At 55.0% G+C, this 9,866-nt stretch carries 11 protein-coding genes; all 11 read left to right on the top strand.

Annotated elements, in window-relative coordinates:
- The coding region (locus F0185_RS33640) for a type VI secretion system Vgr family protein (protein WP_167232982.1) at positions 1–1,211 on the top strand (1,211 nt) is incomplete at its 5' end.
- Positions 1,211–1,729, top strand: a complete 519-nt coding sequence (locus F0185_RS33645) for a DUF6484 domain-containing protein (protein WP_167232984.1) — start codon at positions 1,211–1,213, stop codon at positions 1,727–1,729. The genes F0185_RS33640 and F0185_RS33645, both read left to right, overlap by 1 nt.
- Positions 1,730–1,736: 7 nt before the next feature.
- Positions 1,737–2,858 carry a DUF2169 family type VI secretion system accessory protein gene (locus F0185_RS33650; RefSeq protein WP_167232986.1) on the top strand — a complete coding sequence of 374 codons (1,122 nt, stop codon included), beginning with the start codon at positions 1,737–1,739 and terminating at the stop codon, positions 2,856–2,858.
- Positions 2,855–3,970: a hypothetical protein gene (locus F0185_RS33655; RefSeq protein WP_167232988.1), complete on the top strand. Its 1,116-nt coding sequence runs from the start codon at positions 2,855–2,857 to the stop codon at positions 3,968–3,970. The genes F0185_RS33650 and F0185_RS33655 overlap by 4 nt, the downstream gene beginning before the upstream one ends.
- A 12-nt stretch (positions 3,971–3,982) precedes the next feature.
- Positions 3,983–4,360, top strand: coding sequence for a DUF4150 domain-containing protein (locus F0185_RS33660; RefSeq protein ID WP_167232990.1), 378 nt, complete (start codon positions 3,983–3,985; stop codon positions 4,358–4,360).
- Positions 4,361–4,365: 5 nt separating this feature from the next.
- The gene (locus F0185_RS33665) at positions 4,366–5,526 is read left to right on the top strand and encodes a hypothetical protein (RefSeq protein WP_167232992.1); all 1,161 of its coding nucleotides are present in this window, start codon (positions 4,366–4,368) and stop codon (positions 5,524–5,526) included.
- A 22-nt stretch (positions 5,527–5,548) separates the two neighbouring features.
- Positions 5,549–6,592 carry a beta propeller repeat protein gene (locus F0185_RS33670; protein ID WP_167232994.1) on the top strand — a complete coding sequence of 348 codons (1,044 nt, stop codon included), beginning with the start codon at positions 5,549–5,551 and terminating at the stop codon, positions 6,590–6,592.
- 86 nt (positions 6,593–6,678) lie between these two features.
- Positions 6,679–8,079 (top strand): HEAT repeat domain-containing protein, encoded by a 1,401-nt coding sequence (locus F0185_RS33675; protein ID WP_167232996.1) that lies wholly within the window; start codon positions 6,679–6,681, stop codon positions 8,077–8,079.
- The gene (locus F0185_RS33680) at positions 8,076–8,477 is read left to right on the top strand and encodes a thioredoxin family protein (protein WP_167232998.1); all 402 of its coding nucleotides are present in this window, start codon (positions 8,076–8,078) and stop codon (positions 8,475–8,477) included. The genes F0185_RS33675 and F0185_RS33680 overlap by 4 nt, the downstream gene beginning before the upstream one ends.
- Before the next feature lie 128 nt (positions 8,478–8,605).
- A complete protein-coding gene (locus F0185_RS33685; RefSeq protein ID WP_167232999.1) occupies positions 8,606–9,016 on the top strand; it encodes a hypothetical protein in 411 nt (136 codons plus the stop codon).
- Positions 9,017–9,048: 32 nt separating this feature from the next.
- Complete coding sequence (locus tag F0185_RS33690; RefSeq protein WP_229477313.1) at positions 9,049–9,825, top strand: ankyrin repeat domain-containing protein; 777 nt, start codon at positions 9,049–9,051, stop codon at positions 9,823–9,825.
- Positions 9,826–9,866 lie beyond the last annotated feature (41 nt).

The raw sequence follows: 9,866 nt of genomic DNA on the forward strand, positions 1-9,866 counted from the left end.
CGAAAAACTTCCTGATCCTGGAAGTGCGCCACACGGCCAGCAACAATTACCAGGTGAATGTGGAAACGCCGTCGTACTACGAAAACCGCGTGTCCTGCATCCGCAAGCAGATTCCGTGGCGTCCGGGGCGCGGCTACAACAGTATCGAGCCCAAGATTTACGGGCTGCAGACGGCGCTGGTGGTGGGGCCGAAAGGCGAAGAAATTCACACCGATAAGTACGGCCGCGTGCGCGTGCAGTTCCACTGGGACCGCATCGGCGAATACGACGAGAAAAGCTCGGCGTGGATCCGCGTGGCCACCTCGTGGTCGGGCGCCAACTTCGGCGTGACGGCGATTCCGCGCATCGGCTCGGAAGTGATCGTCCAGTTTATGGACGGCAACCCGGATCGGCCGTTGGTCACCGGCATGGTGCCGAACGAAGACACCATGGTGCCGTGGACGCTGCCGGAGAACAAGACCCAGAGCGGCGTGCTGACGCGTTCCACGCCGAAGGGCAACTACAACACCGCCAACGCGCTGCGCTTCGAGGATAAGAAGGGGCAGGAACAGTTGTGGCTGCATGCCGAGAAGGACCAGCTGACCGAGGTCGAGCACGACGAGGACAAGTGGGTTGGGAATGATCGCCGCAAGACCATTGACCGCGACGAGACCACCCTCGTCAAGCGCGACCGCACGGAGACTGTGGACCGTGATGAAACGATTACGGTACACAACAACCGCAAGGAGCGGGTCGACCACGACGAGACCATCAGCATCGGCGACAACCGGACCGAGGATGTGGGAATCAACGAGACCATCACGATTGGGGCGAACCGGACCAAGACGGTGGTGCAGAACGAGACCGATACCATCGGCGGCGCCTGGACCATCGATGTTGCCATGATGAAGGCGGAAACGATCGGCCTGGCATCGGTCCAGAATGTCGGCATGGCGCGCATGGATAACGTCGGGCTTGGCTACGACCTGAACGTGGGAATGAGCATGGCGACGATTGTCGGCAAGAGCCAGATCACCCAGGTTGAGAATTCCATTGCGATCACTGCAGGCGATGAACTGTCGATCACCGTTGGCAAGGCGAAATTGCTCATGAAGTCCGATGGAACGATCATCTTTAACGGCCACACGTTCAGCGTCGGCACCAGCGACGAGCAAGTGTACAAGGCTGATGGCAACATCACGCTGAACGGCAAGAAAATTCTGGAGAACTGATGAAGCAAGCCACAGAATCCGGCAGCAGCCTGCCGGTCACCGAATCAGCGCAGCCGGATGGACTGTTGCACGACGTAATCGTACAAACGCCGCAGCGCCCTGCGCGCGCGGATGGTATTGCGGTGGGCACGTTCGACGGCATTTCGCCGGACGGAAGCGCGCTGGTCAGCATCGCCACGTTCGGCCTGAGCCGCATTCGCGCCCGCAGTATCAGCCCGCTCGATCCGAGCAACATCGGCCAGGCGCTGGCGCTGGGGTTTGAAAACGGCGATCCGATGCAGCCGATTATTCTGGGCCTGATGCTGGCAACGCCGGCAGTGCCCGCCCCCGCCCCTGCCGACGTACTGCTTGACGGCGAACGCGTGGTACTCACCGCAGAGCACGAGATCGAACTGCGTTGCGGCGAGGCCGCGCTGATCCTCAGTGCGGATGGCCGCATCCAGTTGCGCGGCACCTACATTACCAGCCAAGCCAGCGCGACGCAGCGCATTCTGGGCGGCTCGGTTCACGTCAACTAGGGGCGACATGGAAATTCAAGTCGCGTCAAAAAACTTGCTTGCGGAGATCACAACGTCGATTGGCGTTGATGGCCGGGAGCATCTCGTGATCATTGTGAAAGGCAGTTGGAAAATTCCCGAGACGGGCCAACGGCCGCGTCCGATAGCAGCATCGCCGCTGGCGCCCAGTGACGAGTTTTTCGGCGAGCCAGGGTTGAGCGCCATGCGGTACGGCGATGATTTTGCGCGCTTCAAGCCACGCTGCGACGTGCTGTTCGATTCGCTTGCGCATTCGCCCGATGGGAATGACGTACAAGAAATGACGGTGGCATGTCAGGTTGGCCAAATGAAAAAAGGACTCAAAGTCATCGGGCAACGTCAATGGCGCAAAGTGCTGGGGATGTACACGCTTACCAAACCGCAGCCATTTACGTCCATGCCTTTGCACTTTGGCCAAGCATTCGGCGGTGCCCTTACCTACAAAAAAGGCTGGGGCAGCGATTCGGAGATCATGACCGAAACGATGCTTAGTAATCCAGCCGGAATCGGCTGGGGCGGAAAACGCACAGGTGGCGACCTCGACGGCCAACCCGCCCCTACTCTCCAGGCGCTCGACGAGAACATCAGCAGCCCGACCGGGAATTACAAAGCTGTGGCATTGTCTGCCGTTGGCAGGCACTGGGAGCCGCGAAGCCAGTATGTCGGAACCTATGACAAGCACTGGGAGGAAGAAGTTTTCCCCTTCCTGCCAGAGGATTTTAACGAGCAACATTATCAGTGCGCACCGGAAGATCAACAGATTGCCTATCCCAAGGGCGGTGAGGACGTCATCCTCCGAAACATGATGGCGGGACGTCCGGATGTGCGGTTCAAGCTGCCGCGCCTGGACGACCTGCAAGTGAGAATTCTAAGAACCGACTACAGCAGCGAGATGCTGGCGCCTGTGGTCGACACCTTGTTTTTCGAAACCGAAAAAGGCAGTTTCTCGGCAATCTGGCGAACGAGCGTTCCGATCCGCCGTCGCATACAGGAATTTTCGGTGCTGGCAGTCGGTCCCGTCGACCCGGCGTGGTGGGAGCGAAAAAAGACGGGGGCGGACGGCTGCCACGGATGCGGTGACGGACCAGATGATATTGAAGGAATGGCATGAGTTCGGTAACAAAACCTGGTTTCTGGAACAAATTTGGCGCGGGACCAGCTCAGACGCCTGCAGCAATGACGCTGGCAATTCGCGCCGCTGGACTTTGTTGCGCTGTTGGATACAATCTCGATGCGGCTGTTTGCGCGATGCGCGCAAATATGGATCACTTTCAACACAGCGATTTTAAGACCGCGAAACACGAGCGCGTACTTGTCGCGCGTTTGGATGACGACAATGTTTGGGGGCAAGGGAGGCTAGCCCGCTGGATTGCGATGGCTATTGCCGATTGCCTTAGTTCGGTCGACGACGTGGATTTCAGCAAGGTTCCGCTTGTCTGGTTAGCGCCTGAACCCGAACGCAGCGGCAATGACAGCGATTGGTACGCAAGCGTTTTCAGCCAGGCGGTCGATCAACTCAATTTGCAATTTCACCCGCGCTCCGGCGTGATGCCGCTGGGCCGAGCGGGGCTGTCGAATGCGCTGAAACAGGCGACAGCTCTTCTGGAGTTGCAGGACTGTGAACAGGTGTTACTGGTTGGCGCCGATACATTTCTGAACGCTACCACTATAAACGCCTATCTTCAGGCAGGGCGCTTGCAGGTGAGGGGGAATTCAGACGGTTTCATTCCGGGGGAGGCTGCCGCTGCAGTCCTGTTGCAGCGAGTTGTCGATGATAAGCAACCGAACAGCGCTGATGCACTGCAAAGAAATCAATTGCAGATCATCGGTTTTGGCACCGGGGACGAGCCTGGGCGCGTCGATGGAACTGTGCCCAGCAAATCGCAAGGACTAACGCAAGCCATTCGATCAGCAGTGAAGATGAGCCAACTCGATTTTAATGCACTTGACTTCAGAATTACCGATCAAAATGGCGAATCTTTTTTTGCGCGAGAGGCGTCGAATGCAATTACTCGTCTAACACCAACGGGAGGCGCGATGCTACGCCTGCTTACAATTGCCGACTGCTTAGGAGAAGTGGGCGCCGCAACCGGCCCGGCAATGCTGGCGTATATTTATAAATTATTCCAGGATTCCAAGGAGCTCGGCGAATTCGGATTATTAAATTTAGCGAACGATAATGGACTGCGCAGCGCAGTCATCGTGAAACGAAGCCACGTTTAGGAGCGGCACTTAATGAATACGAGAGTTTATGCAAACGACAATCAAATTTCCTCCAAAGCTGCAGCAGGGAAATCTCGAGCTTTCCCCGATCTGTGCTGGAGTCCTCCGACGGGGAAATTACTAGTTCCGTACCCCAATTTTTCGTATGCTAAACATCTAAAAAATGGAAGTTCGACAGTATTCATTTGTGGAACGCCAGTAGCATTAAAAAATGCTTCCTATTTTTCCACCAGCGTGGGAAATCTGCCGGCAACAAAACTATTTAAGAAAGGCATCAGATCCGGTGTTATCGAAGGAAAATCGTATTTTACTGGATGGTCATCCAATGTAAAATTCGAGGGTTTGAACGTATGCCGACATATCGATTCGATGACTCATAACCACGGATAAAACAAATGGCAACAGCAAGTACACGCAGCAGCAATCGTAAGCGTGCAAACGAAAGCGCGTCACAGATTACCATTCCGGTTGCAAGCTCAAGTGTTGCTTCAGGCTCTTTATCAACAGGTCCCACTACATCAAACACGGTTGCGTTTCCATATTTTCACAATGCAAATCTTGGCACCAACTGCAAGGCGGACGCTCAACGTGTGGAAGACAACTGTACGAGGAATGGCCGGCCACAAAAGAAATCGCCAAAAAAAACAAAATTTGCAGCTTTAAACAAACTCAACGCCGAGGCTAAAAAAGACAGCAAATTTAAGGTCAATGATAAAAATCAATGGATAGCTGACCACTGCTCTGGCCTTTGGAGAAAACCTGGCTCGAAGCGAGGAAAAAAAGGGGCGGAAAAATTTAATACCGCGGAGTTTAAAGCGACTGTAAGTAAAGACATCTCTGGCCTGGTTACTGATCTACTTACATACGGCAATGAAAAAACGCGAGCAATCGCGTCAGAAAAACTGCTATTGGAAAAACCCGGCCCGATGGAAGACGCGATGGCGACGCTAATGGCTGCGGTCGCTGAATCCAATCCTTGCATCAAAGCGAGAAAATGCCGTTTGGTTCCGTATGAAAAGGTTAGCGACACTGAGAACGGAAAAGGATGCTGCCCAGGTCAAACCGGCCATCATGTCATCCCAAATGCAATGTTTGATACATTCGCTCCGGTAACAGAGACGGTGGGCGAGGGAAACAAGAAAAAAACCGTCACAGCAATGAAAAGCCAAGGGCTTCGCAAATGCTGGGATACATACAAGGAAAATGAGGCATTAACCATTTGCTTGGAAGGAACCGCAAATAGGGATGCAAACGGCAGTCATGGGTTTGCTCATGCGGGTACTGAGGAAATAATAAAGATTTTTAGAAATTCTCCCAATATGCGCTATATTGATGCGAGAAACCTGATCACAAATATGCTAGCAAGAATGTTCGGATGCAACAAAGACTGCCTTGCGGATCAACTCGACGATAGATTGGCCGGATACTACAAAAAAGGTCCAGATTGTGGCGTATTTCCCGATGATGCCATGGTAACACCGCACTCGGGCCGCGGCGGAGGCGGACCGAATTTGCCCGCCGACAGCGATCCGCTGGACACAAGTATTTCAATTTAAACGAAAAACACGTGAGAACTATATGGAAGAAATTTTTGACGTACCGTTATGGGAAAAATACATCTCAGGATACACATTTTATGACTGTGCGATCTTAAGCGAATACGAATTCGGCTTTGTTTTAGTCGAAGAGAGAGACGATGATGATGATGCGGATACCGGTCCCAAGACGCGGTTCATTGCAATGAAAGTGGACAATCCGATTGATTCCCGACTTACCGGCTCCCAGACCAACGCTTTTAGCAAAACGACGATAGCCTCTAGTGAACAGCCACGAGTATATATTGCGGTAGACACTGGTAGCAAAGTCCACTCAATCCATTCGGAGCGCAAGGGTGATGAGAAAGCAATTGACAGGGTTCTTGACATGTCTACCTATAATGGAATGCTGGGGACCATCCGAAAAGTCGTGCGCGCTGTCGGAGAAGTATATGCGATAGGGAGTTTTCGTAAAATTTATCGCCGCATCGACATGAATCAATGGATAGAACTTGGCTCAGAAGGCAAAGGTGTTCCCATGCCCACCGACCTAACGTCACCAACCGATTTCGTATTTACCCTCGGCTTCAATGACATGAGCGCGTTTGCAAAGAATGACATGTATGCCGTTGGCGGCGACGGCGACGTATGGCGTTTTGATGGCAAGAAGTGGCATAACTGCCCAATTCCAACAAATGCAAGTTTAGAAACGGTTTGTTGCGCAGAAAATGGGATTGTATATATAACTGAACTCAACGGAAGCGTTTGGGCAGGTCGCACTGACCAGTGGGAAAAGATTGCGGACGCGAATTTGACCGCCGGATTTCATCCAGTAGATGCTTTCTGGTTCAATAATCGGCTATATCTCGGTTCCCAACAAGGGATATTTACGATTGACGAAAAGAAGAAAAAAGTCGTTCCTCTAAAAGAAGTGGAAGAAGATGCACCGAACCCAACGAATGGTGGGCGCATCGATATCAGCCCGGACGGACGTTTTATGCTAACAGTAGGGCCATATGGTGCGTGTCTTCATGACGGTACCAAATGGCGTAGATTGTTCAGCGCGTTCGATTTTGTTGAAGGCTAGTATGGCTAATTTTCGCAGAACATTTCTTTGGTTGACTTGTTGCTCGACTCCAGAATTCTAATTTTCTATACTATTTACGATCCAGCATGCTTCTTCAGAAAAATCGGAAAATCATTCCAGCAATGGTACGTAGACACGTTGAAGACAGCGCATTCTATTGGTCCCAAATCGACGCATCGGAACGGTCTACAACCGTCGCTTTTTCCGATCTTCTCCGCTTCAACAGCACATTGCGAGCCCATCTTGACGGGATCTCTGTGGCAGGTATTGGTGCGTTGCCCGTTGCAATGGCCGCACTTGAGCGCTGGATGAAACCTGGAGAAGCATTTGCGTGCAGTTGCGCTGCAATGCTTGCAGAGGATACGGAGCAGTTAGATGCACTAGCGTCGAAGCTTGAAGAACAGCCGGATGAATTGCTTCGCGGTGCTATCAGTGCGCTGGCATGGGTCCCGTCGGAAGGGGCGGAACGTGTCATTAAAAATTGGACGGCGTCTGGAAGCAGTTCAGTCAGGTTCGTAGTCGCCCTGCGCGCTCTGTACCTGATCAATACCTGTCTGGTTACTGCCCCATTGTCGTCTGACAGCGCCCTCTGGCTACAAACGCCCCTGAATGAGCTCTTAAGAGATTCAGACCGTCATGTTCGCGCAGCTGCCTGTCGGCTTGCCGCTTTAGAGGACGAGGACGAGGAAATTGAAGATCTACTGATCGACGCGTTAAGTGACAGCGACCTTGCCGTACGCAGTCAAGCAGCAATTTCGATAGCACGGCTGGCTCAGTTGCGCGCGAATCAAGTGCATCATGGTAAGAGGTCGAATAAAGATCTCACTATTTTGGGTGTTGAAACTTTAAAGCAGAGCATCCGCAGCCAAATTTTACTGTCATCAACGGCCACTGGATGGCATAGTAAACAGGCCAGGCGCCGCCTCTCCCGTTGGATACAACACCTTGCCTGGATGATTAAACCAGGAACAAGCGACCTGTACAAAATGCTGGAGTCAATGCCTGTGCGAAGTGCGCTGCATTTCGTCCTGCACCATGGTGATCCCGTTCATTTGCGATTCGTTGTTGAACAAATGGCAAATTCGGCAACCGCTCGCTATGCAGGCTGGGTTTGGGAAGTTATTACTGGCATCGACCTTGTCGAGTCCGGGCTATCTCTGGAGGAACCAAGCATGTCATATGACGCCACGCTTGATACGACTCCGATCGATGCGGATTTTGGGCTCGTATTGCCGAACGCAGAAGCTATTTCAAATTGCAAACTTTCACTGTCAACCGGACAGCGCTATTTTAAGGGCCAACCGATTGCGGTCACGCCCATTCTTGACAATATGAAATGGGATAGCCAAGCCGAGCGTGGCGTTGCTTCTCAACATCTTCAAACCCTTGATTCCTTGTTTTTCATCTCTGTCCGCGCCCCAGCGGAGATGCAATTGAGGTGCGTAGATGAAATCAAGGAAATTATGCGCTTGGAAGGCACTGCATGAGCCACATGCTAGACCCATGGAACGACGCCCGCATACTGGCCGCCCGCCTGCAATCCCCGCAATCACGTCTATTGATCGTGGTCGGCGCGGAAGCGTGGTGCACCCGCTGTCGCCATATCCGCCCAGCCTTTGATTCTGTTGCTTCACGAGCCTTGGACGAGGATACATGGCTTTGGTTGGACATTGAAGAGCATGCGGAATTTTTGGGCGAGTACCACCCTGAGAATTTGCCCATGCTGTTTATCTACATGGGCAAACACTTGGCGTGCTGCACATTTCTGGAGAATGCCGCAGCCTTGCACACTGCATCGCAACTCACGTGGATTAATGAAAGCGACAGACCTGCCGATCCAGGCATACGCTCGCGCCTTCTCCTTGAGGACTGGGCCGTCGAGTAGATCTATACACCGCGTGGCTTCCCGAGACGTCGCGCCGCCCCCATGCGACACGCTCGACTGGACAGGCACGGATCGTTGATATAGCTACCGCAGTAAGGCATCGGCAGTCCCTTGGCCCCTACGCCGACGTGCTCGGCGACAAGGCCAGCAACCTGGTCACCAAGACCCCGACCTTCTCCAACTCCCGGCTCCGCCAGTACATGCAGGCCGAAGGCGCCCTGGTCGACGCGGCCTCGGCCAAGACCGCCAAGGACATGGCCGGCAGCCAGGCCGCGTTGCGCGCCGCCAGAGGCACCGCCGTGGTGCGCTCGGTCGGCCCGGTGCTTGATGTGATGGTGGCCGCGCTCAATCCGGAAGTCATGTCCTCGTTCGCCATCATCAAGCTGCGCACGGAAATGGACAAGATGTACGCGAACGGCGTGCTGTCGCTGGACCAGCTGGAGGCGGCGCGGCATCTGCTCAGCCAGGCCAAGTACGACTCGGTCAAGCGCCTCTTGAACCAGGCGCAGGCCGACTACATCAAAGGAGGCGCGCGGTGATGCGCCGGATGGCCGGAGCGGCCTTGCTCGTCATGCTCGTCACCATTGCCCCGGCCCAGGCCAAGGCCCCAGTACGCCAGCCAGCGAGCGCCGCCATACGCTGCACGGAAGCGCCGACCAGCGGCGACGCTTTCCAGGACACCGCGCGCAACTTCCGGCCCGGCGCCGCCCCGCGTATTTTCATGGCCTTGGGCAAGGACCGTCACGCCCTGCTGAAAAAACTGCTCAATGCGGGCGACGACCCCAACATCTGCCACGCCGGCATCAGCCCGCTGCTGGCGGCGGTGGCCGGCGGCGACGCCCTGACCGTGACGATCTTGCTCGACGCCGGCGCCCGGCCCGACAGTCCACGCGATGCCAGCGGCGGCACGCCCTTGGATTACGCGCTGGGCACGCCGCCGCTGGAGATGGCCACCTTGCTGCTCGATCGCGGGGCCGATCCGCGCGTGGTGGCCGATGGCGGCCGCACGACCCTGCACAGCCTGGCGCTGCAAGCGCTGCCGCCGCCGCAGCAGCACGCCATCCAGATGGTGCTGGCCGAGCGCTTGGTGCGGCAAGGCGTCCCGCTCGATGCCACGTACGGGCAAGGCGAGACCGCCCTGCACATGGCGGCGTCGACCGGCAATCTTGACCTGCTGAACCTGTTGCTCGCCGAAGGCGCCAACCCGACACTGCGCAACAAGCGCGGCGAAGACGCCCTCGCCTGCGCGCGCCGGCGCGGCTATGCCGCCCTGGTCGAGCGCCTGGAACAGCATCTCGCCGGCAAAACGGCAAGCGTTCCCACGCCCGCCGCCGCAGCTCGAAAATAATATCAATGCAACGTCACATGCCCACCCAAAGGAAGCCCGCA

The sequence above is a fragment of the Massilia rubra genome (assembly GCF_011682065.1).
GTDB classification, from domain to species: domain Bacteria; phylum Pseudomonadota; class Gammaproteobacteria; order Burkholderiales; family Burkholderiaceae_D; genus Telluria_A; species Telluria_A rubra.

Excerpts from the sequence above, each read along its gene's own strand:
- F0185_RS33655 (WP_167232988.1), top strand. The coding sequence starts at position 2,855 with ATGAGTTCGGTAACAAAACCTGGTTTCTGGAACAAATTTGGCGCGGGA.
- F0185_RS33670 (WP_167232994.1), top strand. The coding sequence starts at position 5,549 with ATGGAAGAAATTTTTGACGTACCGTTATGGGAAAAATACATCTCAGGA.
- F0185_RS33645 (WP_167232984.1), top strand. The coding sequence starts at position 1,211 with ATGAAGCAAGCCACAGAATCCGGCAGCAGCCTGCCGGTCACCGAATCA.
- F0185_RS33690 (WP_229477313.1), top strand. The coding sequence starts at position 9,049 with ATGCTCGTCACCATTGCCCCGGCCCAGGCCAAGGCCCCAGTACGCCAG.
- F0185_RS33650 (WP_167232986.1), top strand. The coding sequence starts at position 1,737 with ATGGAAATTCAAGTCGCGTCAAAAAACTTGCTTGCGGAGATCACAACG.
- F0185_RS33680 (WP_167232998.1), top strand. The coding sequence starts at position 8,076 with ATGAGCCACATGCTAGACCCATGGAACGACGCCCGCATACTGGCCGCC.
- F0185_RS33665 (WP_167232992.1), top strand. The coding sequence starts at position 4,366 with ATGGCAACAGCAAGTACACGCAGCAGCAATCGTAAGCGTGCAAACGAA.
- F0185_RS33675 (WP_167232996.1), top strand. The coding sequence starts at position 6,679 with ATGCTTCTTCAGAAAAATCGGAAAATCATTCCAGCAATGGTACGTAGA.
- F0185_RS33660 (WP_167232990.1), top strand. The coding sequence starts at position 3,983 with ATGAATACGAGAGTTTATGCAAACGACAATCAAATTTCCTCCAAAGCT.